At 44.7% G+C, this 24,844-nt stretch carries 26 protein-coding genes, 1 pseudogene and 1 riboswitch; of the genes and pseudogenes, 16 read left to right on the plus strand and 11 right to left on the minus strand.

The annotated features are described in order from the left end of the window. Positions 1–64 precede the first annotated feature (64 nt). A riboswitch (cyclic di-AMP (ydaO/yuaA leader) is annotated at positions 65–207 on the minus strand. A gap of 212 nt (positions 208–419) precedes the next feature. From I8U21_RS11970 to I8U21_RS11995, 6 genes are all read right to left on the minus strand, one after another. Continuing rightward, a complete protein-coding gene (locus I8U21_RS11970; protein WP_232335034.1) occupies positions 420–1,793 on the minus strand; it encodes an MFS transporter in 1,374 nt (457 codons plus the stop codon). Then, positions 1,787–2,935 (minus strand): galactonate dehydratase, encoded by a 1,149-nt coding sequence (gene dgoD, locus I8U21_RS11975; protein WP_198050942.1) that lies wholly within the window; start codon positions 2,933–2,935, stop codon positions 1,787–1,789. The genes I8U21_RS11970 and dgoD overlap by 7 nt, the downstream gene beginning before the upstream one ends. Before the next feature lie 14 nt (positions 2,936–2,949). Further along, positions 2,950–3,585 (minus strand): bifunctional 4-hydroxy-2-oxoglutarate aldolase/2-dehydro-3-deoxy-phosphogluconate aldolase, encoded by a 636-nt coding sequence (locus tag I8U21_RS11980; RefSeq protein WP_049719838.1) that lies wholly within the window; start codon positions 3,583–3,585, stop codon positions 2,950–2,952. A gap of 21 nt (positions 3,586–3,606) precedes the next feature. Further along, positions 3,607–4,560 (minus strand): sugar kinase, encoded by a 954-nt coding sequence (locus I8U21_RS11985; RefSeq protein ID WP_049719839.1) that lies wholly within the window; start codon positions 4,558–4,560, stop codon positions 3,607–3,609. A 14-nt stretch (positions 4,561–4,574) separates the two neighbouring features. Further along, the gene (locus I8U21_RS11990; RefSeq protein WP_049719840.1) at positions 4,575–5,336 is read right to left on the minus strand and encodes an IclR family transcriptional regulator; all 762 of its coding nucleotides are present in this window, start codon (positions 5,334–5,336) and stop codon (positions 4,575–4,577) included. A 208-nt stretch (positions 5,337–5,544) separates the two neighbouring features. After that, entirely contained in the window at positions 5,545–6,351 is an 807-nt protein-coding gene (locus I8U21_RS11995; protein WP_062842915.1) for an HNH endonuclease, read from the minus strand. A gap of 246 nt (positions 6,352–6,597) precedes the next feature. Here I8U21_RS11995 and I8U21_RS12000 point away from each other — a divergent pair, with 246 nt between their 5' ends. Continuing rightward, positions 6,598–7,143: an RNA 2'-phosphotransferase gene (locus I8U21_RS12000; RefSeq protein WP_370527086.1), complete on the plus strand. Its 546-nt coding sequence runs from the start codon at positions 6,598–6,600 to the stop codon at positions 7,141–7,143. 27 nt (positions 7,144–7,170) lie between these two features. On the opposite strand, the gene I8U21_RS12005 is transcribed toward I8U21_RS12000, so the two are convergent. The 3 genes from I8U21_RS12005 to I8U21_RS12015 form a co-directional block, all read right to left on the minus strand. After that, positions 7,171–7,731 carry a GNAT family N-acetyltransferase gene (locus tag I8U21_RS12005; RefSeq protein WP_232337645.1) on the minus strand — a complete coding sequence of 187 codons (561 nt, stop codon included), beginning with the start codon at positions 7,729–7,731 and terminating at the stop codon, positions 7,171–7,173. 94 nt (positions 7,732–7,825) lie between these two features. Next, the gene (locus I8U21_RS12010; RefSeq protein ID WP_049719843.1) at positions 7,826–9,346 is read right to left on the minus strand and encodes a hypothetical protein; all 1,521 of its coding nucleotides are present in this window, start codon (positions 9,344–9,346) and stop codon (positions 7,826–7,828) included. 14 nt (positions 9,347–9,360) lie between these two features. Next, positions 9,361–9,732 carry a hypothetical protein gene (locus I8U21_RS12015; protein ID WP_198053990.1) on the minus strand — a complete coding sequence of 124 codons (372 nt, stop codon included), beginning with the start codon at positions 9,730–9,732 and terminating at the stop codon, positions 9,361–9,363. A gap of 454 nt (positions 9,733–10,186) precedes the next feature. On the opposite strand from I8U21_RS12015, the gene I8U21_RS12020 reads away from it, so the two are divergent. From I8U21_RS12020 to cmr6, 7 genes are all read left to right on the plus strand, one after another. Then, positions 10,187–11,137, plus strand: a complete 951-nt coding sequence (locus tag I8U21_RS12020; protein WP_198053991.1) for a coiled-coil domain-containing protein — start codon at positions 10,187–10,189, stop codon at positions 11,135–11,137. A 40-nt stretch (positions 11,138–11,177) separates the two neighbouring features. Further along, on the plus strand, positions 11,178–12,173 hold the full coding sequence (locus tag I8U21_RS12025; RefSeq protein WP_370527089.1) for an RAMP superfamily CRISPR-associated protein: 996 nt from the start codon (positions 11,178–11,180) through the stop codon (positions 12,171–12,173). Then, positions 12,166–14,112, plus strand: coding sequence for a type III-B CRISPR-associated protein Cas10/Cmr2 (gene cas10, locus I8U21_RS12030; protein ID WP_198053993.1), 1,947 nt, complete (start codon positions 12,166–12,168; stop codon positions 14,110–14,112). The genes I8U21_RS12025 and cas10 overlap by 8 nt, the downstream gene beginning before the upstream one ends. After that, a complete protein-coding gene (locus tag I8U21_RS12035; protein ID WP_198053994.1) occupies positions 14,105–15,292 on the plus strand; it encodes a type III-B CRISPR module-associated Cmr3 family protein in 1,188 nt (395 codons plus the stop codon). The genes cas10 and I8U21_RS12035 overlap by 8 nt, the downstream gene beginning before the upstream one ends. Continuing rightward, positions 15,289–16,140, plus strand: a complete 852-nt coding sequence (gene cmr4, locus I8U21_RS12040; protein WP_198053995.1) for a type III-B CRISPR module RAMP protein Cmr4 — start codon at positions 15,289–15,291, stop codon at positions 16,138–16,140. The genes I8U21_RS12035 and cmr4 overlap by 4 nt, the downstream gene beginning before the upstream one ends. Then, a complete protein-coding gene (gene cmr5 / locus I8U21_RS12045; protein WP_198053996.1) occupies positions 16,133–16,561 on the plus strand; it encodes a type III-B CRISPR module-associated protein Cmr5 in 429 nt (142 codons plus the stop codon). The genes cmr4 and cmr5 overlap by 8 nt, the downstream gene beginning before the upstream one ends. Positions 16,562–16,820: 259 nt before the next feature. Further along, a complete protein-coding gene (cmr6, locus tag I8U21_RS12050) occupies positions 16,821–17,399 on the plus strand; it encodes a type III-B CRISPR module RAMP protein Cmr6 (RefSeq protein ID WP_198053997.1) in 579 nt (192 codons plus the stop codon). 53 nt (positions 17,400–17,452) lie between these two features. Here the strand turns inward: cmr6 and def are convergent, their stop codons facing one another. Both def and I8U21_RS12060 read right to left on the minus strand, forming a co-directional pair. After that, positions 17,453–18,028, minus strand: a complete 576-nt coding sequence (def, locus tag I8U21_RS12055; protein WP_198053998.1) for a peptide deformylase — start codon at positions 18,026–18,028, stop codon at positions 17,453–17,455. Further along, the gene (locus I8U21_RS12060; RefSeq protein ID WP_037993685.1) at positions 18,021–18,212 is read right to left on the minus strand and encodes a helix-turn-helix transcriptional regulator; all 192 of its coding nucleotides are present in this window, start codon (positions 18,210–18,212) and stop codon (positions 18,021–18,023) included. The genes def and I8U21_RS12060 overlap by 8 nt, the downstream gene beginning before the upstream one ends. A gap of 190 nt (positions 18,213–18,402) precedes the next feature. Here I8U21_RS12060 and I8U21_RS12065 point away from each other — a divergent pair, with 190 nt between their 5' ends. The 8 genes and pseudogenes from I8U21_RS12065 to I8U21_RS15340 all read left to right on the plus strand — a co-directional run. Further along, entirely contained in the window at positions 18,403–18,864 is a 462-nt protein-coding gene (locus I8U21_RS12065; RefSeq protein WP_276319285.1) for a riboflavin biosynthesis intermediates N-glycosidase, read from the plus strand. 65 nt (positions 18,865–18,929) lie between these two features. Next, positions 18,930–19,364, plus strand: coding sequence for a DUF350 domain-containing protein (locus I8U21_RS12070; protein WP_049719848.1), 435 nt, complete (start codon positions 18,930–18,932; stop codon positions 19,362–19,364). 223 nt (positions 19,365–19,587) lie between these two features. After that, entirely contained in the window at positions 19,588–20,241 is a 654-nt protein-coding gene (locus I8U21_RS12075) for a class I SAM-dependent methyltransferase (protein ID WP_198053999.1), read from the plus strand. Between the two features lie 210 nt (positions 20,242–20,451). Further along, on the plus strand, positions 20,452–21,372 hold the full coding sequence (locus tag I8U21_RS12080) for a CoA transferase subunit A (RefSeq protein WP_198054000.1): 921 nt from the start codon (positions 20,452–20,454) through the stop codon (positions 21,370–21,372). 21 nt (positions 21,373–21,393) lie between these two features. Next, positions 21,394–22,176, plus strand: coding sequence for a CoA-transferase subunit beta (locus tag I8U21_RS12085; RefSeq protein WP_049719851.1), 783 nt, complete (start codon positions 21,394–21,396; stop codon positions 22,174–22,176). 169 nt (positions 22,177–22,345) lie between these two features. After that, positions 22,346–23,827: a nucleic acid/nucleotide deaminase domain-containing protein gene (locus I8U21_RS12090; protein WP_198054001.1), complete on the plus strand. Its 1,482-nt coding sequence runs from the start codon at positions 22,346–22,348 to the stop codon at positions 23,825–23,827. 60 nt (positions 23,828–23,887) lie between these two features. After that, positions 23,888–24,427 (plus strand): SUKH-4 family immunity protein, encoded by a 540-nt coding sequence (locus tag I8U21_RS12095; protein WP_198054002.1) that lies wholly within the window; start codon positions 23,888–23,890, stop codon positions 24,425–24,427. A gap of 147 nt (positions 24,428–24,574) precedes the next feature. After that, a pseudogene (locus I8U21_RS15340) lies at positions 24,575–24,796 on the plus strand (Imm6 family immunity protein); the annotation flags it as partial. Positions 24,797–24,844: the final 48 nt, after the last annotated feature.

A 24,844-nucleotide genomic window follows, 5' to 3' on the forward strand; every position in this document is an offset into this window, starting at 1 on the left:
AAGGAAGACTTCCTGCGGCTTTTTTTGCACCACAAAAGAAACCGTGGCTACAACACGATGTCACTCCTCCTCTCAGAACGCTTGCGAGGTTAGCTGACGGATTCGGGTGTTGAGAGTCACCCTACCCGGACAAAACAGCTTGCCCGGGATTCACCCCGGAACAGGTGGTTCCCCCGCTCCCATCATGGGATTCAGCGATTTTTATGAAGAGATTTATTGAGATTGAGATCATCTTACTCCCCGGTATAAGGGTTGTAAAACAGAATCACAGGCGGTTGGTTTTCATTTCCGGCGGTTTGATCCTTCTCATGCTGTTTTTGTTTTGTTTTCTCATTATCGTGAAGGATTTCGGGAGAAAATGTGTGTACTAGAAAATGAAAGAAAAAGAGGCTGATTAGACAGCCTCTTTAAGAAAGAACTTATAAAGATGAAGCAGAAGAGCTTGCTGGATTCTCCTCATGGACAGCAATCCGTTCCACTTTTCCAACCAGAAAAATATAAGATAATGCACCGATTAAAGCCATGGTACCAATAAAGATCAGCGCTGGAGCGAAATTGCCATCTTTGATTAAGAATCCAATGACCAGAGGGACCACAATGGAAGAAAGGTTACCAATAAAGTTGAAAACACCACCGGTTAACCCAATCAGGTTTTTGGGGGCAAGGGAAGAGACGAGCACCCAGGTGATGGATGCGAGTCCATTTCCAAAGAAAGCGATGGTCATAAAGAAAATGATGAGAGCAGCACTGTTTACAAAGTTGGCTCCTATAATGGAAATGGAAAGGAACAGCCCGACAATGATTGGTGTCTTGCGAGCAACCCCCATGGAAATGCCTCGTTTCACCAAATAATCAGACAAGAATCCAGAAATCAATACACCTACAAAAGCTGCTAAAAAGGGAATAGAAGCTAAAAAACCAGATTGAATAAAGCCCAGTCCCCGATATTCGACGAGGTATGTGGGAAACCAAGTCAAGAAGAACCATAAGGTGGAAGTGACTGCAAATTGTCCAAGATAAATCCCCCAAAGCTTGCGATGGGTAAAGACTTCTTTTAAATCACTCCATTGAAATTTCTTTTTATCTTTGTTGGTTAGGTAATCTTTTGTATCGATTAATCCGCCTCCTTCTTTGATATAGTCCAGTTCGTCCTGGTTAACTTTTCGACTATCGGAAGGATTGCGGTAAATCAAATACCAAATGGCAGACCAAATGATCCCGATCAGACCGGTTACAATCAATAATCCTCGCCAACCTAAGAAGTGTTGGATCGTCACAAGCAATGGAGTTAAAAATGCCAAACCAACAAATTGACCCGAGGTGTACATTCCAATGGCCGAAGCTCTTTCACGATCCGGAAACCAACTGGTCACAATTTTGTTATTGGTCGGAAAGGATGGGGCTTCAAATGCCCCAATTGCAAAACGAAGCCCAAATAAAGAAGCAAACCCTCTGGTAAAGCCTTGAAAAAGGGTCGCTAAGGACCAAGTAAACAAAGAAAGACTATAGATGATTCGGGGACCAAGTCGGTCTACCAACCATCCACCTGGAATTTGGAGAGCGGCATACGCCCAACCAAAGGCAGAAAAGATGAGTCCCAATTGGACCGAATTCAATTGCAAATCTTGACTGATCGCCGTGGCGGCCACGGAGATATTGCTTCGATCCATATAGTTGATGACAACGTTTACAAAAATGAGTGCCAAAATGGCGTAACGTACCCGTGTCGGTTTGTTTCGATTTTTCCGTTGATTCATGTCTGGTCTTGCGCCTTTCTCCTTTCGTTTTACCATTCGGCAATGCTACCATCTCGATGTCGCCAGACGGGATTGCGCCAGTTGTGTTCGATCTTTGCCATTTTTCTGACGTGTTCTTCATCAATCTCGATACCAAGTCCGGGATCGTTTGGAATCTGAACATATCCGTCTTTATATGCAAAAACCTGTTTGTCAACAAGGTAATCAAGCAAATCACTACCTTGGTTATAATGAATGCCTAAGCTTTGTTCTTGGATAAAGGCGTTATAGCAGGTCGCATCTACATGCAAGCAAGCTGCCAAAGCAATGGGGCCCAATGGACAGTGGGGGGCAGCGGCTACATCAAATGCTTCAGCCATGGAAATAATTTTTTTGCATTCGGTGATTCCCCCGGCATGAGAAAGGTCTGGTTGGATAATGTCTACATAACCATCAATTAAAAGATTTTTAAAATGCCAGCGCGAGAACATTCGCTCACCCGTAGCAATCGGGATATGGGTAGACTGTGCAATTTCTTTTAATGCTTCATTATTTTCTGGCAATACGGGTTCTTCGATAAACATGGGACGATACGGTTCGAGCTCTTTGGCTAAAATTTTGGCCATCGGCTTATGGACGCGACCATGAAAATCAATGCCAATACCGACGGATGGGCCAACAGCTTCTCGAACTGCAGCGATCCTTTCGACGGCTTGGTCAATCTTTTCATAAGAATCAATGATTTGCAGTTCCTCAGTACCATTCATTTTGACAGCGGTAAAACCGGATTCGACCGCTTTTTTGGCTGCATCTGCTACATTGGATGGACGATCGCCACCAATCCAAGAATAAATACGGATAGAATCCCGGCAAGCGCCACCTAGCAATTGATAAACGGGAATGCCAAAATATTTCCCTTTCAGATCCCACAGGGCTTGATCAATGCCAGCAATGGCACTCATTAATATTGGTCCCCCTCGGTAAAAACCAGAGCGGTACATAAGGTTCCAATGGTCTTCAATCCGAAGAGGGTCTTGTCCAATTAAATACTCCATTAGTTCTTTAACGGCAGTTTTGACGGTTTCTGCCCGGCCTTCAATCACTGGTTCTCCCCAACCGATGAGTCCCTCATCGGTTTCTACTTTTAAAAACAGCCAGCGGGGTGGAACTTGAAACAATTTATAACCTGTTATTTTCATTAAACTTCGCTCCTTTATCTATGAATATGGTTTACAGCTGAGACAAATTGTTTTGCCTTGGACGTGATCGCTTTTAGTGATTCCTCATTAATTTCCTGTCTGGGATTGACGAGCGAACTCCCGATGCCACAACCGACGGCGCCTGCTTCGATAAATTGAGCGATGTTATCTAGATCAATTCCGCCTGTAGGAAGGAGAGGAATCTGAGGAAGGGGACCACGCAGGTCCTTGATATATCGAGGTCCCAACGTAGCTGGGAAAACCTTGATAATATCTCCACCATATTCATAAGCCCGAAGGATTTCCGTTGGTGTCAAAGCACCAGGAATGCTAATTATCCCATATCGTTTGGTCATTTTAATGGTTTCCTCATCAGTTGTGGGAGATAAAATGAATTTGGCACCAGCCAGGATCGCAGCACGAGCGGTTTCTGCATCCAAGACCGTACCCGCTCCAATCACAACTTGGTCACCAAAGGTGTCTGTAGCCGCTTCCAAAACAGATAACACTTTGGGGGAGTTCATCGTGATTTCGACGACATGAATCCCGCCATCCCTTAGCGCATGGATGATTTGAATGACATCGGAGGGATGAGCCCCGCGGATGATCGCGACAATTTTGTTCTCAACAATGCGAGCGTAAGTGTTCACTCCATCAGCTCCTTCCTTTATTTAGCGTTCAATATCTTCTTGGTCCACGGATTTTAAAAACGCTTCCAATGTTTCGCGATCTGGAAGCCCTTCGATATCTCCAGGAACAGTAGTCACCATGGCTCCAATGGCGCAACCTCTTTCAACCGACTGGGAAATAGAGAGTCCATCCAACAAGCCTGAGAGCACACCCGCTGCGAAACCATCTCCGGCCCCAACGGGATCGATCACTTTTTTCACTGGAAAACTGTGAATAAATCCCGATTGATTGTGAAGGGAATAGTAGGCGCCTTTTTCTCCACATTTTATGATCACGATTTCATTTCCGAGTTGATGGAAAACATCGGCCATTTCTTTGATATCTGTGGTTTCCGTTAGAAATATTCCTTCCTGATAACCGGGGAGGACCAGATCTGCCATTTCTGCCATCGATAAAAGCGTTTTTCTTGCTTCCTTCTTACTCCAAAGCTTAAGACGCAAATTAGGATCAAAAACAATTTTCACGCCATGTTTTTTTGCCACGTCCATGCTATAGAATATCGCTTTCCGACAGGATTCACTTAATGCAGGGGTGATCCCGGTAAGATAGAGGAAACGTGCGCTGGCGATGTAGTCTTCGTCAATTTGCTCATGATGGATGCGGCTAGCTGCTGAATGCTTCCGGTAATAGGTGATACGAACATCTTTTTCATTTCGAATTTCTTTAAAAAAGATGCCCGTCAAAGCTTGATCATCCACAGTGACACGACTTGTATCGACACCTTCTCCGCGAATTGAATGGAGTAGAAAGGCGCCAAATTCATCTTTTCCAACCCGACTGATCCAACCCGTCTTGTGCCCTAGCTTGGCTAACCCGATCAATGTATTGGTTTCAGCTCCAGCCATTTTTAATGAAAAATTTCGGGCGTATCTCATAGGCCCTCGTTGATCGGGAGTAAACAGTGCCATTGTTTCTCCAATACTGACAACATCCATTCAAAAGCCTCCAATTATTTGTGAAGTGCATGGGAATATCCAATGTTTTTTGAAATGATCAATGCAGTTTGTGAAAGTTTCTCTATGATTTGTTCTTTACGGTGAAGCATTCGCTCTCTCGGCCCTGCAACACTGATAGCTGCTTGTATCTTGTGGTCAACGCCAAAGATAGGAGCAGCCAGGCAGAACAAGCCTTCTTCATTCTCCTCATCATCCACGGCGTATCCTTGTTCTGCAAAGGTTTCGAGTTGTGTTTCCAATGTTTCCCTGTCTGTGATCGTCTTGGGTGTGATCGGAGTCAGTTTGATTTCGTCCAACAATGCTTTTCGATCTGGTTCTGGCAAAAATGCTAAGAAAGTTTTGCCTAAACCCGTGCAATATAAAGGTTTCCGATAACCTGGTTGCGCGGTGGTACGAATCGAACGATCACTGTCAATTTTGGCAACATAGACCAGTTCTTTCCCAGAGAGGACGGCCATAAAAACCGTTTCTTCCACTTCTTCCATCAATTTTTTAAGATACGGCCTTCCCTGTGATGAGATATCCAACGAATCCATAGCAACGGTTCCAATTTGGATCAGCTTGGGGCCTAATTGATAACGTTTGAGCGAATCTTGAGTGAGGTACCCTGCCTGAAGAAGAGTACGAACCAAATTGGAAGTGCTACTTTGTGGGATGGTGAGTTTCTCACTAATCTCTTTAATGGTCAGGCCTTCAGTGTTATTTGCCAGTAGCTCAAAAATGAGTAACACTCGTTCTGCAGATTTAACAGACATTTTCCACCTCGCTAAATCACATATGTGATTTAATATTCCATATATGATATTTATAATCTGATCTTATCATAAGGCATCAAAATAAAAAACCCTGTTTATTCAAAAAACAGGGTGTGACAAGATCAAGGTTGTTTATATGGTTGTTCTTTGGAATATTTTTTCTTTGTGGCCTTAGATCAAGAGGGATATTTGCTGTTTTTTCTTATAACTAACAGTTGATGTTTAACCTTTTTTCTTTTTGATGGATCTTTTGGATTAACTTCTCGTTATAATCTTTGCCATCGATCCCATTATGTACGCGTCGATGGCAGTTTGGACAAATGGCTGCGACATGTTCGGGATGGTCATATCCACCATCGGATAAGCGTCTTAAATGATGAACCTCAAGAAAGGGCTCATTCTTTTTATTGATAAAAGGAGCCGGTTGGCCGCATGCTTCGCATTTCCCTTTCGATCTGGCGAGTGCGTATTTTTTGACCGCGAGTGTTCTTTTTCGGTAAATCACTTTCCCCTCAGAGATGGTGCTACTTTGTGTTTTTATTTGCTGATCAAGTGCTATCTTTTTTAAGGTATGAAGGTCGTTGGTTTTGAAATCTTCGGATTCTATCGGGGTTTCATCCCATTGATTGACGAGATCCGAAATTGCGAGGTGAAAAACAATAATCTCACGTTGGCCATCGTTTTCAAAATGATGTCCGATGTAAGTTAACTGATTGACAAACGCGACGACTCCTTTTCGAACATACTGGAATAAATAAAGGTCTTTGCCGTTTTCATTATGTTCTCGAATGGCTTTATTACCTTTCGTAAATTGCATCGGACCTTTTTGTCCTTCGCCTGTATAATAAAAAACACCGTCTTCCCAATAATCTTTATAGCCGTAGTTTTGTCCAGACTCTCCTGTGAAAAGCATGATAAATGGGTAATTTTTTGGAGTAGAAATGCCTCCATAACGTTGTCCACCATAGAGTTCGTGAAGTTTTCTGCGCTGGTATTCTTTTCCGATGATAAACATAGATGAGGAAACCTCCTAATATTATCTAAAAATATATATTCGGACGAATAAATATTTTTTATTAATTATAAATTAAATTATACAATTCGATTTATTAGAACGAATGATTGCCCAAAAATAAAACCCCCGTCTGTACAAGACGGAGGCTTTCCAATATATCTGTCGGGTTCTTTTTTAGGATTGTCCCAGCTCGTAAAATTGTTTATATTCAACTTGTCATTTTTCGTTCAAAGGAGCTTGATGGTTTTGTTAAAATCAGATGTCCGTCTGAGTAAGTTTCTGAGCAAAGTTTTACGTCATAAGCCGGAGATGGTCGGTCTTGAGTTGGATCAAAATGGATGGGTGGATGTGGAGAAGCTTTTGACGGCATGCCGCAACCATGGGGTTCCGATGGATCGGACGGTGTTGGAGCGGATTGTGGCGACGAATGAGAAGCAGCGTTTTGCTTTGAGTGAAGATGGACAAAAGATCCGCGCGAATCAAGGGCATTCCATCGCGGTCAATTTAAATCTCAAGCCGGTGCAACCGCCGGATCGGTTGTATCATGGAACGGCGGAACGTTTTCTTCATTCCATCCGTCAAAAGGGACTGGTGAAAGGAAAACGGCATCATGTGCATTTATCCGGGGATCCGGATGTGGCCCGTAAGGTGGGAAGCAGACACGGAAAACCTGTCATCTTGGTTGTTCTGGCAAAGGAGATGCATAAGGAAGGATATGTCTTTTTTCGTTCTGCCAATGGGGTTTGGTTGACAGATCATGTTCCGGTCCGCTATTTAAAGGAAAGGAAATAAACAATTTGCGGTCATTGTTTTCAGCATTTAGTTATTCAATGATTTTTCCTGCCACGTTTCCTGCGTGATGGCATAGATGTGATGGTCTTCCCAGACACCGTTGATTTGTAAATAGTATTTGGAGAGACCGACATAAAGAAAGCCCACTTTTTCGACCACCCGGATGGAAGCGGTGTTTCGCGGCATGATCGCGGCTTCAACGCGATGTAACCCGGCTTGGTTGAAAGCAAAGTCCAATGCCAAGTTGACGGCTTCTGTCGTATATCCTTTTCTTTGCATCGAGTGATCCATAAAATAACCGATGGAGGCATTTTGCCAAGCTCCACGAACAATATGGCTTAAATTGACCTGGCCGATCAATTGGTCCGTGGAGGCCAGGAAGATACCGAAACTGTATCCCAAATCGTTTTTCCACTTCCAAAGGTTTTTTTCGATTTTTTCTTTTTGACCTTCCAACGTGTGATACGCGTCGGGCCGGATGGGTTCAAACGGCTGGAAATATTTCAGATTGCGGGTTCTCAATTCATACAACGCTTCGGCATCAGAAAGTTCTAACTTTCTGATATAAATTTGATTGGTTGAAAGCATAATTTTTGCTCCTTTATTGAAAAATGATGAATTGACAAACTGTTTCTTTATTTTAGTGCAAAACCTCCGTCTGAACAAGACGGAGGTCTGTTATTTAACGCAGATGGTTTGCAAACTGCTTTTTCGTCGAGATTTCCATTTCTCCATCCTTTTTATCCGCATCTTCTTCCTCTTCATCTCTAAAGTCATCATCCACACGCATTTCTGCACGAATGGTTGCAAGATCAGAGGCAATATTCAGTTGGCTTCGGTTCAGGTTGAAAATGACTTGTTCCATTTTTTCTTTGGGAATTTGCTTTTGCAATTCAGATTCAATGGTTTGGATCAACCGGTTCATGACGGTGTTGAAAAAGGAGCGGATGGTTTGATCACTGTGGGTTCGGTGATCGTACCATTTGGTGAAACCATAAGCCCCCGCCAAATCTTCCATGGTTTTTTGCTTGAAGCTGCGCCCTTTATAAGCAATATATTGGAGCAGTTGGTAAGCCAAGGACAATTCGTCTTTTTTGCTTAATGTGGTGTTAAATAATCGGGTTTTGTGGAACGCGGCTGTTTCAATTAACTCTTCGATGTCAAAGGAACGACTGGAAGTGCAGTGCTTTTGGATGATTTTTTGAATGGACGCAGAGGATTGGATGACGTTGAACAGTTCTTTTGCATCGTTTTGCCAGTGTTTTTTGGAGGTGGAAAGCAATTTGGAGGCAGTTTCGACGAATTGTTCATAAGTTTTTTCCACTGCTTCATTCGGAGAGGTTCTGGCTTTTGGATAGATAGTGCAGGATTGACATTCGGACTGAATGGGGCATTGCGCACAGCGAAAGGGCAAAGGTTTTGAGTTTTTGTGCAGACCGCCTTCCACTTGATGAACAATCTCATTGACTCCACTTAATAAAGTGTTCATTTTTTTCGTCAGCTTTTTTTCTTTTTTCCAAAGAATTGTTTTGGTTTCATTTTGATATTTAATTTGGCCGATGATGTGATCTGTGAAAAAATGTGAATGGAAGATTTTCATTTGGGCGGCCAATTCAATGAGATCACTTTTTTTGCTGTAACGGAGATAGCCGGGGATTTTATCATTGGAACGATCCAAGTGGATATAAAATTTGTTTCCTTCATAAGTCACCTCCAGTTTGGTACCAAGGGGAGGTTTTGATGAAAAATCATAGAGAACCAATGAAGGGTTGATTTTTAATTCTTTCAAAAGCAGCCGGTATGGATCCAATTGTTTCTCCAGGATGCGGACCGTCCACTGTTTCCAGTTCTTATGGAGCCACCAGAGCACCCCGATTACTAATCCGGTCAGAAAGATATATAACACATACGATTTGAGGACCAACATAGCCAGGAGTAAGGAACCTAGGAAAATGATTGGCTCATTTGGTCTTTTCTTTTTGGTGTGACGTTTACGCTTTTTCGTCTTTGCTCTTTTCTTGGCGTAAAAGAGGTCCTTTTTTAGCTTTTGATAATGCTCATAACGCTTTTTTCGTTTTTCATATCGCCTTCGTTGAGCAGATATATCAATATTCCATTGATATTCATTATCCGTCTTTCGTTTGAACCAGTATTCCGGACAATACAAATAATCCTTTAATTCTTTGGTATTGATTTTCTCCATGTTCATCACTCTTTCTATGTATTTGTGATCGTTTGAATTACATCACTGGCGGTGCTGATGGCTGCAAGCAAAGTGGAACCCAATTGAAGCTCTGGATGGATTTTTTCAATTTTTTCCCGGAAGCGTGTCAGTTTGCTCTTGGAGACTTTATCGTTTTTCATTTCTTCCAAGAGGTCCTCCGTCGTGGCACTCAGTTTTACCAGTTCTTTGTCAGGGTTGGGCACGTTTTCCAATGCTTCGTGCAACTTTTGAAGAGCGATCCATAATTTTTCCATGAGGTCTTCTTGGGATGATTGGGAATAAGAGGCGTGAATGGTTGCCTGATCACTGGCAATATTGACTTGGCTTTTGGAGCTGTTAAAAGTGGCGTTGCCTTGGATTTTCATTGGACTTCCCCCTTCTTTTTGATTCCCGTAAGCCATAAAACGATTATATTATGAAAATATAATATATACAAAAATTTTCATCAAAATTCGATTGCTATGATTCTTGATCCAAAAGGATTTAACCATTTTTTCTCCGTATTCTTCAAATTCTTGCGGGGAATGACATCGATCCGGTATCTTTTTGGTTTATTAATTTTTATGTGAGGATTTGAAACAGTGACAAATCGGATGTTGTGAAATATTTATGTGGTTGCAAAGTGGCAACAAGCTTATAAACGATGAAATCCGGCTTCTTTCGCTAAAGAGAAGGAATTTAATTTTATCAAATTCATTTTGATTTTGACTGATTTGTAAAGAAAAGAGGGTTTTTTACAAAAAGCGTTGAATAATTTTTAAATGTTTATGTTTTATTATATTAAAACAAAATTTTTGTCGATGTGAGAGGAGGAGAAAGATGCGAAAACACTTTCTGCTTTTACTGACAGTCCTGATGCTTTCCGGAGTTTTCCTGATTCCGGCAGAAGGACAAGCTCAAGAATCTCAGGATGTGGAAGCATTAAAAAAAGAAGTGGAAAGCCTTCGCTCTGAAGTCGAAAAGCTGAAAGCCAAAAATGATGAGTACAACTTTTTAAAAGAGCAGATCAAGGAATTTAAAAATTCAGCAGATAAGGACATGGATGATAACCGTGCATTCGTAGAAAGAGAATGGGATAAGTTTTTAACCTTTTTATATGTTGTTGGGGGATTAGCTGCCTTTTTCCTCGGAGCATCTTTTTTTTCGTTTTGTAAGAAATTGAAAGACAAAGCTGAGCAAGAATATGAGGACTTGAAGAAAAAATCAATGGATAAATTTGAAAAACAAAAAGCAGAAGTGGAAGAAGAATTCAGTAAGAAATGGGATCGATTTGTAAAAGAAAACAAATTGAATAAAAGAGTAGATGACTTAGAGCAGTTGATGGAAAATGAACGGAGATATAAAGAAGCGAAGATACTGGTTCTTGGGTCAGAGGAAGATTTGTATAAGATGCAGGAATATCTAAATCCCGCGCTGATCAAGCGAGGAGTGAGAAAGCCTGAATATTTTTTATTAGAGACAGATCCAGAACGGTTTCCTGAAGAAAAAGTTAAAAATAAACTGAGAGACAATGATACTTTTGTTTATTGCTATGACAAAAGAAATCAAAGTAATGATCTAAGAATGAGAAAAATGATTCAATTGTTGACTGAGGAGGATTCAGATATTCCGGTTATTGTTTATTCAGATGATCCGAATAATCGAATTTCAAAAGATGATATGGGAGAACTCAATAAATATGGTTGGTTTACTCCTGCTAACACTCGTTTAACTTTATTAGGCCATATCTTTACATATATCCATGCACTCCCTGAAAAAAAGGAGGGCTGAGCACATGAAGCATCCCAGGATTACAGCCAGGTTTCGTGTGATGACTCCATTAAAATTATATGGTGCATATAACAAAGGAAAAAAACCGATAGTCGAGCTTCGCATCCCTTCCATCAAAGGAGCGCTACGGTATTGGTACCGGGCTGCCAATCCGCATTATAAGAAAAAGGTGAAACCACTCGGGATCACGCAAGAAGAGTATCTGTTTGGCGGTGCCAATGGAAAAGCCGGACAATCGGCTTTTTTGATGCGGTTTTTAGAAAAACCCAAGGGAAGAGGAAACTCAGATTTTTATAAGGATAAAAGTTTTGAAATCGAATTTCTTTTACGACCTCATTTAAAACAAGGTAAAAAACCGGATCCGGATTGGTGGGGACTTCTGGCCAGCATTTGGCTGCTCGGCCATTTTGGAGGTGTGGGAGCAAAAGTCCGTCGCGGATACGGGACGATTGCTTTGGAAAAATGGGAAGCGAAAAATTGTGAAAAGCTTCAATCCATGATCGATAATGATTTCCCGATTTTACATAACGCCAAATCACTTGAAGATTGGGAAGAGAATTTAACAAGATGCTGGAATAATTTCGTGGTAAACCATGATCCGAACGATGAACAAAGCCATACCATCCTGGATCATCATTCTTCACTATTTGTATCAGTTGTCAATGACAAATGTGCCGATAAAGTATGGGAGACCGCAGGCGATATTATCAAAAATTTTTGTTCCAAAAATAAAAGAAATGCAGTCATCTTTGGTCTTCCAAAACGTACTCAAGGCGGTACATTGGAGCCGAAAGATAAAGAATATGATCGAACTCCTTCGCCGGTTTGGTTAAGGGTGTTTCAAGTCAAGCAGCGATACTACTCAGCCTTTTTGTTTTTAACCACTCAATTTCCGGAAGAGTTGCATTTGAGAAAAAAGAGAAATGGAAAACCATATTTTGAGGATTATCCACCCGTAAACTATGCCGGAGCCATTCAATCATTTAAAGATCAATTAAAAGAGAAACATTACCGGAGGGTATGTGGCTATGAATGATCAACGACTGCTTCATTTTTCCATCGGTCCGGTACAGGATTTTGTGGCCCAGGCCAGACGGACGCGGGATTTGCTGGCCGGCTCTTTTTTGTTGTCTTATTTGTCAGGATGTGCCATGGCTTACATTACGGAACACAAGGGGAAAATCGTGTTTCCCAGAGTGCATGAAGATCCGCTGGTAAAGGCGATTCGAAAATCCGGCTTGAAGGAACCGCATGTGGACGGACCGTGGATCGGGTCATTGCCCAACCGCTTTACCGCCTCCATCCCGGAAGATTTCCGGCCGGAAGCATGTGAAAAGGCGGTGCTTGAAGCATGGGAAAGGATCGCAGATGCTGTTTGGAAGCGGTTTGTGGCGAGACCGGCATCTGCGGGTAAAAACACCAGGGAGATTTGGGAACGCCAAGTGAAAAACTGGTGGGAGATCACATGGGTGGTGGCTGATAGCCCCAGTCAGTTAAATTACCGGAAGTACTGGCGCAGTTATATTCCCACGGATGAACCGGGAGACAAATGCATGCTCATTTCCCGGTTGCAGGAGTTGTCCGGGTATGTGCGGGCCAAAGAGAGAAAAAAACAAAGTGTTTTTTGGAGGTGCTTTAAGGATCATCTGGGACAAACCCATGCCTTGGAAATTAAGGAAGAAACTGAACGGTTGAGTGCGATTGGCACCATCAAGCGCTTTTTCCCACGTGTCACCCAAGAGGCGATCGGTTGGAAATGGACGGATCATGCTGTTTCTTTCCCGTCGGTTTATCATTTGTCTGCTCATTCCGGGATGAAACAGGCGCTTCATGAGTGTCCCGACCTTGCCGTTGATTTTGCGAAAAAAGCGAGGGAATACGGGATTTTGAGAAGTCCTGCCGCCAAAAATCATTTTCCCAATTTACGGGCTGAAGCGGAAAAAGCGGGGGCCGATGCATTTTTGACGCTGGATCCCAAGGCTTTTTATCCCAACGAGTTGGACAAACTGATCGAAAACGATGAAAAGGTCCGGGAACTGAAGAAGCAATTGGATGCATTGAACAAAAAGTTGGGAAAACCGTTTGCGAATTATTATGCACTCCTTGTCATGGACGGGGACAAGTTGGGGGATTTGTTGCAAGCTTTAAAGGACACCCGCGAAGAATGGAAGGTCAGCCAGGCTTTATCTGTTTTTTCACTGGGGGATGAAAAGGAGCCGGGCTTGGCCGATTACATTCGTGACCGGTATGACGGCGTGACGATTTATGCCGGCGGGGACGATTTGATGGCGATGTTTCCGCTGGATCAGGCAATCCCGGCCGCTGTCGATCTTTCCAAGCGGTACAAAAAGGCGTTTGAAAAAGTATTTTCCAAAGATCATATTGCAGCGAAAACAGCGACGGGTTCTGCCGCGATCCTTTTTGCCCATTACAAGGTTCCATTGAAAGAAGTGGTGAAGGAAGGGCATCGCTTGCTGGATGATGTGGCCAAAAGCGGGACCGGACGCGACAGCTTGGCCGTCGGGGTTTGGACAAGCTCGGGGATTGCCACACAGTGGTCGGCACCTTGGGAGCATTTTGTGTTGGATTGGGAAACGAACCGGACCGTCTTTGATGACATTCGGGAAGGTCTGCAAAAGAAGGACGATCCGCTTTTGTCCAACAGCTTTTTATATAAATTGTCCATGTATGAGTCATTGTTGGAAAATCAGGTGGAAGCGGTTCTCGACCGGAAACAGGTCAAACGGTTATTGATTTCAGACTATGTCCGGATTTTGGGAGATTCCGGAAAATGGACCGATGAGAAGAAAGAAAAGATCGAAGAGCAAATGGATCGGTTGCTCCAAGTCTGCTTTGTCGTGAAGCGATCGATGGAGGGGGACACCGTCCGACTCAAAGAGACGAACGAATTCAAAGCAGATGGAGCGATCTTGGCGAAGTTTTTGGCACAGAAAGGATTCGAAAAAGATGCATAACCAACGAAAGTGGATATGGCGTTTTCGTGCATTGGACACTTTGTTTTTCCGGGATGGAACCCCGTTTAATATGGAGGAGACGGGGGTGGCGCCGCAAGGAGTGTTTCCACCTTCAATCTTCACTTTGCAAGGTGCCATCCGGGCGGCAATGGCCTATTTTATCAAACAGTGGGTTCCCGGAAGAAAGTGGCCCAAAGAGCTGGGAGGCGAATACATCGATACCCACGGGCTTTCCTTGGAGGAAAAGCGGAAAGTCTGGGCACAGCCGGATTCACTGGGAAATTTAAGATTGTCCGGACCATATTTGCAAATGCATGGAAAACGATACGACCCGGTACCGCTGGTGTTGTACGGCACCAGAGAGCGGTTGACCCGGCTTTCCCCGACAGAAAAAAGTGGTGAAAGCGACTTTTTGCAAGAGAAATTCTTTTTGTCTCCGGACCGTCATCTGCCGGATGGTAAATGGATCGAGGACTGGTGGGTCGATTGTGAAGGGATGGAGGCCATTCTGGAGGGAGGCGTTCCCGAACCGGATTCGTTTCTCTGTCCAAAAGATCATTGGAAACCGGAGCGGCGTGTCGGGATCAAGCGGGGCCCCAACCGGACGGCTGAGGATCATCATCTGTATGCCGTCACACACACTCGTCCGGACCGGGATCTGGAAGTCGTGGTGGAAGTCTTCGGAATGGATGAAAAATGGCAAGTGCCGGAGAAGTTCATGATTCCGTTGGGCGGGGAAGGCCGTTTTGCGGAAGTGACGGTGGAAGAAAAAGATGCGGAAGATGATTCCGGTTTTCCTGGCATCCCTGAAGATAAACAATTTCACCAAGATGGAAATGGTTATTTTACGGTGACTTTGCTGACGCCCGGCCGGTATCCGGATATGAAAGAAGCGGTGAACCAAGGACCGCCGGAAATCAGGGAACATCTTTCATCCGCTGTTTGCCTTTCCGCCGGCATCGGCAAAGCGGTGCAAATCGGCGGTTGGAATGTGGCCAGAACATGGCCGCGGACGCTGATGACTTTTCTTCCGTCCGGAAGCACCTGGTTTTATCAGGCGGATCCGGAGGAGTTGGTCAAATTTAAGCATTTACATGGAGTGACAACGGGAGAATACCAGGAATACGGGATGGGACAAATGGTGATCGGAACCTGGAAGAAGAGAGGAGAAGCGAAATGAAAGGATACATCTTGGGAATGTTGGCTGAAACACCGGTTCATCCAGGAGCCGGACAAGTATACAGTGTCATCGATTTGCCGGTCGCCCGGGAGAAAACCACCGGCAGTCCGACCATTCCGGGCTCCGGTTTGAAAGGGGCTTTGAGAGAAAAATGGTTGGAGGAAAAAGGGGAAAAAGGTTTGGAAGATTTATTTGGTAAACAAGATCATGCGGGCGCCTTTGGGGTGGCGGATGCACGTCTGTTGTTGCTTCCCGTCCGTTCCTTGACCGGGCATTACCGTTGGGTGACAAGCCCTTATTTACTGAAACGGTTTTACCGGGATATGAAAATGGCCGGGGTGTTGGATAAACAGAATTCTTTTCCGCTCGAAATTCCGGAAATTAATAACGGGGAAATGATTGCTGCTGGTGTATATGAAAAAGATAAACCAATCTTCCTGGAAGAGTTAACATTTAAGGTTCGGGAAGAAACGGACCTGATAGACCGCTTGGTTCCGTATTTAAAGAAATTGATCCGTCATCCTTTTTTACATAAAGAGTTGAAAAACAGGCTTTCGATCATCAATGACGATGAGTTTGCTTACTTTGCCCGCTACGGGTTGCCGGTAAATTTCCGGAATGAATTGGAGTCCGGAACGAAAAAAAGCAATAACTTGTGGCAGGAAGAAGTGATTCCGCCGGATACGCTTTTTTATACGATGTTTGTGGCCCGGTTTGGTAACGAGGAAAAATTGAAGGAGTTTACTGATTATCTGAAAGATAGCCATTACCTCCAAGTCGGGGGAAATGAAACGATCGGCCAAGGCTGGATGGTGACCCAAGTGTTGGGAGGCGGACAGAATGAGTGACAGAACTTTGGAGCAACAGCGCGCTGCTTATTCATTGAGCGTGGTAAGCAAGGTAAAACAAAGAGACAAAACGGGAAAACAGGGGGATGAGTACGCCGGTTATGTGGTGAATTTGGCGGGAGCCATTCTGATCAACGGATTGGGACAGGCTTTGGCCCAGTTGCGTTCGGCAGCCAAAGATAAGGCGGATGATCCCCATGAATGGTTGTATCAGCATATTAACAAGTGGATTTGTAAAAAGCATCCGCATTCCGAGTTTGAAGAGGATAAAGATCTGCTTTTGCAATTAAGCCGGAAATCCCGGGCAGATTATCAGTGGGCGTTGATGGAGACGTTGGCGTTTTTGGAGTGGCATCGCAAGATCGCTGTGGCCGAACTGAAAAAGTCAGAGCCCGGGGAGGAGAAAGATGAGAAGCAATAAACAAGAAAACCAATTTTTTATACCTTTATATAATTTGGGTTCGTCGAAGCCTGATATTCGTGTATTAATGAAGGAAAAAGGAAATGCAGGATTATGGTATGAAAAATTTTGTGATCAATGGGACTGTAGACTTAGTAAAAATCGAAAATTCATCAGAAAATTGGCTTTGGAAGGTACCGGGAAACAACAGTGGAATAATAAAATTGCTAAAATCGGTAAAGTTGGGGACGCGGAAGAGATTGAGAGGGCGAAATACCGTTTGCAGCAATTGGTAAATAAAAAAAAGGGGAAGCTGATCCGGATGAAAACCGTTTCCCGGTTTGTTCCGGGTATGGGACGACCGAATCCGGTTGAAAACGGGGTGAACTGGCATCCGACACTGGGGGTTCCCTATTTGCCGGGTTCTTCGGTCAAAGGAGTTGTCCGGACTTGGGCGGAGTTTTATGAGGAGAATGATCCAAAAGATATTCAACAGATCTTTGGGAGTGACCGGACTGATTCGGAACAAAACGAAAATAACCGCCAAGCAGGAAGTGTCATCTTTTTTGATGCCATTCCGGCAACTCCAATCCGGTTGGTGGGAGATGTGATGACCCCACACTTTTCAAAATACTACACGGATCCGGGAAATATTTCTCCGAGAGAATGGGAGAACCCCATTCCCATTCCTTTTTTGGCCGTGGACGAAAATCAGCCATTTCTCTTTGCGGTTGCTCCCCGTGAGGAAAAAAACATAAAAGATGTGGACAAAGTGGTTCATTGGTTGAAAGAAGCGATGAGTTGGACCGGGGCCGGGGCCAAGACGGCTGTGGGTTACGGTCGTTTTGAAGAAATCTGATAAAAAATTGCCGGTTGAAGTGTTTCAACCGGCAATTTTTTTTTGAACAGATGTTAAAAAAGGCTCCGGCAGTCGTCCGGCACTTGAAAAGGGTTTTCTTTATTGATGCGATCATAAAACATGATTCCGTTCAGGTGATCGATCTCATGTTGAATGACAATGGAAGCATAACCTTTCAATTTCAAGGTGACTTCTTTGCCCTCTAAATTAAACGCTTTGACCTTGACCCATTCGTAACGGGGGACAAAGCCCTTTACTTCCCGGTTGACGGAGAGGCAGCCTTCCCCTTGCGGCAAATACACCATCATAATGGAATGGCTGATGATCTTTGGATTGACGAGGGCATATTCGTGTTCCGTCCCTTCCTCATCCGCGAAGTAAGCCGTAAACATGCGTTTGTTCAAGCCGATTTGATTGGCGGACAAGCCGACACCTGCCCGCAGTTGATACTTTTTGGACAACACGGGGTCTTGGCTGTTTTTCAAGAAGTTCATCATACAGATTAACGTTTCCTGATCCTGTTTGGACAAAGGTACGTTCACTTCCCGGGTCCGTTTGCGCAAAATCGGATGGCCTTCCCTTACAATGTCTTTCATGGTAATGGTATAACCTGTGTGAAATTTACTCATAGATAAATAACTCATCCACCTTTACCTTTAAAACTTTGGATAATTTGAAAGCCAATTCCAGCGTGGGGTCGTATTTATCGTTTTCGATGCAATTGATTGTTTGTCTCGCCACTCCGCAAGCTTTGGCAAGTTGCTCTTGAGTGAGCCCCAGCTTTTTGCGGATTTCTTTGATTTTGTTTTTCAACCGTATCACCCGCGTCAAAAGAATTGGACATTTACAGTTTAACAATTCATCACAGGATGTCAATAACTTTGGACATTTTCGGTTTTATATTTCTGGCAAATGATATGATCAGAGATCATAAAGCTAATCCTTATTCGTATCTGGCATGATATAATTTAAGTGGTCTATTTTTTGCTCAAGGGCAGGTGGCATCATGACGATTTATTTTTACCGGGTAAATGAACCTTATGGCTGTTTTTCCAATTTTTCTCCGCACGGCTTCAGGTTGGATGGGAAATGGTGGCCGACAAGTGAACATTATTTTCAGGCGCAAAAATTTGCCGGGACGCCTTATGAAGAAAAAGTCCGGTTGGCCAAAAGCCCGATGGAAGCGGCCAATACCGGACGGGATCGAAGGTTGCCTTTGCGGGATGATTGGGAAGAAGTAAAAGATGACATCATGCGGAAAGCCGTTCTCAAAAAGTTTCAAACCCACAAGGAGATCCGGGAAATCTTGTTGTCCACCGGAGATGAACGGATTGTTGAAAAGACACCGGTGGATCGTTATTGGGGATGTGGCCCCGACGGAAAAGGAAAAAACCGGTTGGGGGAAATTTTGATGGAAGTCCGGGGAATCCTGCGCGGGGAAAAGGAAAGCGGAAACGAATGTTAAACAGGCAGGCCCGGGAACGAAAAATTTGTATAATGGAAAGAAGCCTGAAGAGAGGAGGAACAACAGTGGCTCAATGGGGATATTTTTTGAATTTTATTTATTATCTCGGCGTTTCCATTCCGCTTGTGCTTTTGGGTTATTTGTTGTTTTTGTGGTCAACGCCTTATCGTGAAATCGGGTTGATCCGCGCCGGAGCGGATACGGAGGATGACACCAAAGTGCGGGCGGCTAAAGCGGCGGCCCATGATTTGGGCGGAAAAGTGTTGGGGTTGGTCATTGTGGTGGCTTCTGCCATTTTTAATTCCGTGAACTTGGTGGATCTGATCATCTGGGGAGTCGTGGGGATTTTGTTTCATTTGGCGATCTTTTTCCTGTTCCACTGGTTTGCGCCGTTTAGTGTGTTGAAGGAAATCCCCAAAGGCAATGTGGCCGTGGCGATTTTCTCATCCAGACTCCATATTGCAGCCGGAATTTTGATGGCCGCACTGATCAGTTATTAAACCGGAGGATCTCCTGATACATAGCAGAGCCGTTTTGTCGCAAAGATGAAATGGCTCTTTTTTTGGGCAGATAGCGGGAGTCCGGAAAGACACGGGGACCGGCAAATATGCATAGGAATATCATCAAAGAAAGGGATTGTATCCAAAGGTATATTCTGTTAATATCAAATAAAAACACACTATTTTGATGAGATTTATTGGCGTTTGCCCGGGAGGCATGGATATGACAGAAGCATTATTTAATGATTTGTTTGATGAATGGGCCGAGCATTATGATGAAACCGTTTTCGGCGGCCATGAGGAATATAAAGAGGTGTTTGAAGGATATTCCGACATTTTGAAAGCGGTAGTGGATGCTCTTCAACTTCCGGAACAAAGTCTGGTGTTGGAGTTTGGTGTCGGCACCGGAAATTTGTCCCGTTTGCTCTTAAATTCCGGTTACCGGGTGATCGGTATCGAGCCATCGGAAGCGATGCGGAAAAAGGCAAAAGAAAAAGTGCCGGATTTAAAGCTGTATGAAGGACACTTTTTGGATGTCCCGGAGGAAATCCCCTCGGTTGACGCGATTGTGAGCACTTATGCCTTTCATCATCTGCCGGATGAAATGAAAGACCGGGCACTCCGCGAGTTGGCCGGCCGGTTGAATCCGGGAGGCAAAATCGTGTTTGCCGATACTGTTTTCCGGGATGAAGAAGCGAAGCGAAACATGCAACAAGAAGCGGAAGAACGCGGTTTCCACGAGCTGGCATCGGATTTGAAACGGGAGTTTTATCCGGTGGTGAGCCGTTTGGAAAACGCTTTCCAACAGGCTGGGTTGACCGTGGCCTTCAAACAGCTGAACCGTTTTGTATGGCTGATGACGGCGCAAAAAGCCTGAAGAGAAAACCGGTTTTTCAGACGGTTGCAAGCGATCGGGAGAGAAATCCTGATCGCTTTTTTGTGTTCTGGTCTTACGGACAATCTGATGATATGCTTAAAGTTGGGCGGGATCCGTTGGATGCGCGGATTCAGCCGTTGATGTGGTGAAGCAAACGGCAAGAGTTTACGTTTGAAACGGATGACTCAGGTGACGGGTGGTGAAAGATGAATGCGTCAGACCAAACGCATGAGTTTGGAACAAGCCATGGCAGACTTGGTGAAAGATGGCGAATCGGTTGTGATGGGCGCCTGTCTGGAGGCGATGATTCCGTTTGCGGCCGCTTATGAGTTGATTCGTCAGAAAAAAGAAAATTTAACGTTAATTGCGCCCATCTCCGATATTTTGTTTGATGTGATGATTGGCGCCGGTGTGGTGGACCGCCTGATTGCCGCGTGGTCCGGCAATGTGAGTGCGGGCCTTGGTTACAATTACCGCCGGGCGATGGAAAAAGGGATTCCCCGCCCCCTCAAAGTGGAGGATCACAGCAATTTTACCATCGGTTTGGCCCTGTTGGCCGGAGCAATGGGAGTTCCGTTTTTGCCGACCCGGTCGTTGCTGGGATCGGATCTTCTCAAAACCAATCCGAAGCTTCAGGTCGGCACTTCTCCGCTCGGGGAGGAAAAACTGGTGTATGTACCCGCCCTGACGCCGGATGTCGCCATTTTGGGCGTACAGCGCGCGGATGAATTTGGGAATGCGCACCTCTGGGGAAATCTCGGCGTGGCGCAAGAAGCCGCCCTGGCGAGCAAAAAAGTGATTTTGCTGGCGGAAGAAATCGTGCCGGGCGACGTGATTACCAGCGACCCCAACCGATTGCTGGTTCCCGGCTTCAAAGTGTCGGCCGTGGTGCATTGTCCGGGATTTTTCCATCCCTCCCCCATGCCGGGATATTATCAACGGGATCATTCCTTCTTTCACGATTACCATCAAGAGAGCAGGGATGAAGAAGGTTTTCGGAAGTGGCTGAACCAATGGGTCTTGTCGGTTTCTTCCCATGAGGAATACCTCCGGTTGCTCGGAAGCCGTTGGGAGAGGCTGAAGATAACGAAAAAAGCGTTGGCGGCAGAAGTGAACTATGCTTACGAATAATGCCGGAGAGGGAGTGGGGAAATGGATTATACCACCGAAGAACTGATGGTGATTGCCGCAGCGAGGGAAATCCGGGACAAAGATGTCGTCTTTGTCGGGATGAGGCTCCCGATGCTGGCTTTTGCCGTGGCCAAAAAACTGCATGCTCCCGACGCCATCGGATTTTTCGAATGCGGTATCGTCCGGGACGAGCCTTCCGATGAACTGTTATACACGATGGGGGATCCTCCCAATGTGACAGGAGCCCAGTGGTGTACCTCCACCAATCACTTGATGTTTCTCATGCAACAAGGATGTGTCGATGTCGGGTTCATCGGCGGGGCGCAAATCGACCGTTACGGAAATATCAATACCTCCTATCTCGGAGGGACCACAACTCCCAAGGTGAAACTGCCCGGAAGCGGGGGAGCGGCGGATATCGCCTCGCTTTCCAACCGGTTGTTGGCCATCATGAACCATGAAAAGCGGAGACTCACCGACCGTGTGGACTACATCACTTCCCCCGGGTTCGGCAATGGGAGCGGATGGCGGGAATCCGTGGGATTGCCCTGGGGAGGATTATCCGCTTTAATCACCAATTTGGGGGTCTTAAAGCCGGATCCTGAAACCAAAGAATTGATGCTTGCAACCATTCATCCCGGCGTCGCTTTTGAACAAGTGCAAGAAAACACCGACTGGCCGTTAAAGCGGTTTGACTCGCTTACCGAAACCCCGCCACCTTCCGGAAAAGAACTGAAAACCCTCCGCTCGATCGATCCGGAAGGTTTTTGGACAGGACGCCGGGGTATTCGGACAGGTGGTTGATAAACAGTTTGTGGATTAAAGCACCTGCTTGTTGCAGGTGCTTTTGTATGGGGGATAATGAAATAATCTTGTAATAAGGACAGAAATTTCATAAAATTAATAATCATCCATTTCTTCGGTTGAAAGGAAAAGGAGGAATGGGGTTACGGGTTTTCGTAACCAAAGGACAATGGCGAAGAGACTGATTCAATATCTTTTAATTAGTTTGATGGCATTGTCAGGTATTGGTTTTTGGCATCAAGGTGTGGTGCTGGCAGACGGCATTCAAGTTCCCACTGTCAATGACGAGTTTGACCAATTTGAACAGAAAGAACCGATTCAACAGGAACAGCCTGTTTCGTCCCCTCCGGTCGATGAACAGAAAGGAATTGTGGATCAGATTACCGAACCATTGTCAGAGATCGTGGACTGGTTGGGGGACAAAATTTCCGGATCATGGGAATGGCTCAAAGCGAAAGCCGCTGCCTTTTGGGATTGGTTAACTGAGATTTGTTCCAAAATGGCGGAAGTTGTTGTGGATGCGCTGTCAACAGTTTGGGAATGGGTGAAAAAATATAAAGAATATATTGCTTGTGCTGTTGTTTTGGTCATTGGCATTGTCTTATGTTTTTTTCCGCTCACGTCCGGATTGGGAGCTTCCATTCTGTGGGGAATGGGGATTTCCTTTCTGGTTAGTGCCGGTCTGAATGGCGGAATTAATAAGGACACTTTCATGGAGGCGGCCATCGGTGGAGTGCTTGGGGTTTTGGGATTTGGCATTGCCGGAGGTCTTGCCAAAGGACTGGCATCCGGCATTGGTCAAAAGTTGATCATGGGTTTGAAAAATACCCCGGGCTTGGGTGCTGTTCTCCGGGGAGGACAACAACTGCTTCCTAAGTTGCCTGGTCCGTTTCAAAAAATGTTTTCCAGAACCGGGCTTATCGGAGCCGTCGAGGGTGCCGGAACCAGTGTGGCAGATGATATCCTTCATAACCGGAATATCAATGTGCTTAATGCCATTATGGCCGGCGTTTTTGGAGCTGGTGCCGTTGCAGTGGTTCATTTTGCCACTCCGGCGGTCAATAAAGCTTTCACTTCACTGGAACCGATTCTGGGCAAAACCCCGATTGTCAAAAACATCATCATGAAAGTGGACGGGTGTGTGGGAAACCGTACATCGGCAGGTTATCTTGCCTCTATTGAAATCCCCGGTTCATGTTTAAAAGTATTGGATTCCAAAACCATTCCGGATGAGATGCGGAGTCCTCATGTCAATCTCACTGGAAAAATACAGTACGGAGAATCCGATTTAAGTCAAATTGTCCAAGCTTACCGGAAAAAGAACAATCTAAGCTCAGGAAGAAACGTAGCCGTCTTTGAATATATCCAAAATGGCGAATACAAAATCATCATAAAAGAAAGTGGTTATGGACATTCTGAGAGAAAAATCGCCAGAGAATTGGAACAAGAAGGAATACATCCTGAGCAGGTAACCCGAATCTATTCGGAACTGGAGCCTTGCGTGATCCCGGGTGGAATGTGCCAACCGTTTATCGATAAAAATTTTCCAAATGCCAAAGTTACTTATAGTTTTGAATACGGAAACACCAGAGAGTCAAGGAGGAAAGGAGTCAATGAACTTAAAAAATCAGTCAAAGAAATAATGAAATAACAGACTGGGACATCCAGATGTTCAAAAGTGTTGGAATGCATAAAAAGGGAGGCTGGATCCATGGCTGAGTTGACTAAAGAATTAAAAGCGTTTTGGAAAGACCAACTGGTTCCGTTTCATCATGAACAGCTGCCTCAATCCGGTTTGTCCGATTCAACTCTGACGTTCTTATCATCGGTCGGGTTGCCGCTGGATTCTGAGAAGGTGAAAGGAAGCCCTTTTTATCTTCATTTTTATGATCAGCCCAAAATGAAACAGGATCATGAAGGTGAGGACTATTTGATGATCGCTGAGAATGAAGGAAATGAAATCGGGATCCATTGCCAGACGGATTGTTTGTATTATTTGGATTCCTTCTTTGCCAAAGGAAAAAGGTGGATGAACGCAAATATTGCTACATTCCTGATGTTTCTCAAAATCTATCTGCGTCACCAGCCGCAACTGATCGATTCGATGGAGACGGGGGATGAAGAAAGGATTCGGGGAATCGTGGGGGAGATTAAACGACAATTTCATCAATTCGATCCAAAAGCTTTGGAAGAGGAAGAAACCTATTGGTCGGTGATTCTTGAGCAAGTGGAAGATGGTTTGATTTGCTGATATGCATATCATCGGAAAGCCGGGAGCTGAGAAATTCAGCTCTCGATTTTTGTTGAGCGTGAAAATCGGAGAGAGGATGATTTGTCGACTTATCTGATTTAAAATATAAATATAAATTTTTTGTTTTTAAAGGTGGCGGCCGGTTGGATGACACAGGGAGGGGAGCAGAAAGTGAAGTGGTATAAAAAAGTAAACACCGATGCAAAAGCGGCTTATTTATTGGCTTTGTCCGAAATGATCGTGTACAAAATATCCGGCTGTGAATGGTTTCAAGAAGCAAGGGAAGCGATGGACAGGTGTTGGGAATGGGTGGAGGAGAAGAAGCATACCGGTCTCGGGCTTTATGAGACATTGGACCGGGATGGGGAAGATGGAGAAAATGGTTTGTTTTTGAAGCAATATATGAAGAAATCGTCC

It is taken from the genome of Thermoactinomyces sp. CICC 23799 (assembly GCF_016055145.1).
Classification (GTDB): Bacteria; Bacillota; Bacilli; order Thermoactinomycetales; family Thermoactinomycetaceae; genus Thermoactinomyces; species Thermoactinomyces intermedius.

What these genes read in the sequence shown, in the direction of transcription:
- I8U21_RS11970 (WP_232335034.1), bottom strand. Translation starts at nt 1,793, where the DNA reads ATGGTAAAACGAAAGGAGAAAGGCGCAAGACCAGACATGAATCAACGG.
- dgoD (WP_198050942.1), bottom strand. Translation starts at nt 2,935, where the DNA reads ATGAAAATAACAGGTTATAAATTGTTTCAAGTTCCACCCCGCTGGCTG.
- I8U21_RS11985 (WP_049719839.1), bottom strand. Translation starts at nt 4,560, where the DNA reads ATGGATGTTGTCAGTATTGGAGAAACAATGGCACTGTTTACTCCCGAT.
- I8U21_RS11990 (WP_049719840.1), bottom strand. Translation starts at nt 5,336, where the DNA reads ATGTCTGTTAAATCTGCAGAACGAGTGTTACTCATTTTTGAGCTACTG.
- I8U21_RS11995 (WP_062842915.1), bottom strand. Translation starts at nt 6,351, where the DNA reads ATGTTTATCATCGGAAAAGAATACCAGCGCAGAAAACTTCACGAACTC.
- I8U21_RS12005 (WP_232337645.1), bottom strand. Translation starts at nt 7,731, where the DNA reads ATGCTTTCAACCAATCAAATTTATATCAGAAAGTTAGAACTTTCTGAT.
- I8U21_RS12010 (WP_049719843.1), bottom strand. Translation starts at nt 9,346, where the DNA reads ATGGAGAAAATCAATACCAAAGAATTAAAGGATTATTTGTATTGTCCG.
- I8U21_RS12015 (WP_198053990.1), bottom strand. Translation starts at nt 9,732, where the DNA reads ATGAAAATCCAAGGCAACGCCACTTTTAACAGCTCCAAAAGCCAAGTC.
- I8U21_RS12020 (WP_198053991.1), top strand. Translation starts at nt 10,187, where the DNA reads ATGCGAAAACACTTTCTGCTTTTACTGACAGTCCTGATGCTTTCCGGA.
- I8U21_RS12025 (WP_370527089.1), top strand. Translation starts at nt 11,178, where the DNA reads ATGACTCCATTAAAATTATATGGTGCATATAACAAAGGAAAAAAACCG.
- cas10 (WP_198053993.1), top strand. Translation starts at nt 12,166, where the DNA reads ATGAATGATCAACGACTGCTTCATTTTTCCATCGGTCCGGTACAGGAT.
- I8U21_RS12035 (WP_198053994.1), top strand. Translation starts at nt 14,105, where the DNA reads ATGCATAACCAACGAAAGTGGATATGGCGTTTTCGTGCATTGGACACT.
- cmr4 (WP_198053995.1), top strand. Translation starts at nt 15,289, where the DNA reads ATGAAAGGATACATCTTGGGAATGTTGGCTGAAACACCGGTTCATCCA.
- cmr5 (WP_198053996.1), top strand. Translation starts at nt 16,133, where the DNA reads ATGAGTGACAGAACTTTGGAGCAACAGCGCGCTGCTTATTCATTGAGC.
- def (WP_198053998.1), bottom strand. Translation starts at nt 18,028, where the DNA reads ATGAGTAAATTTCACACAGGTTATACCATTACCATGAAAGACATTGTA.
- I8U21_RS12075 (WP_198053999.1), top strand. Translation starts at nt 19,588, where the DNA reads ATGACAGAAGCATTATTTAATGATTTGTTTGATGAATGGGCCGAGCAT.
- I8U21_RS12080 (WP_198054000.1), top strand. Translation starts at nt 20,452, where the DNA reads ATGCGTCAGACCAAACGCATGAGTTTGGAACAAGCCATGGCAGACTTG.
- I8U21_RS12085 (WP_049719851.1), top strand. Translation starts at nt 21,394, where the DNA reads ATGGATTATACCACCGAAGAACTGATGGTGATTGCCGCAGCGAGGGAA.
- I8U21_RS12090 (WP_198054001.1), top strand. Translation starts at nt 22,346, where the DNA reads ATGGCGAAGAGACTGATTCAATATCTTTTAATTAGTTTGATGGCATTG.
- I8U21_RS12095 (WP_198054002.1), top strand. Translation starts at nt 23,888, where the DNA reads ATGGCTGAGTTGACTAAAGAATTAAAAGCGTTTTGGAAAGACCAACTG.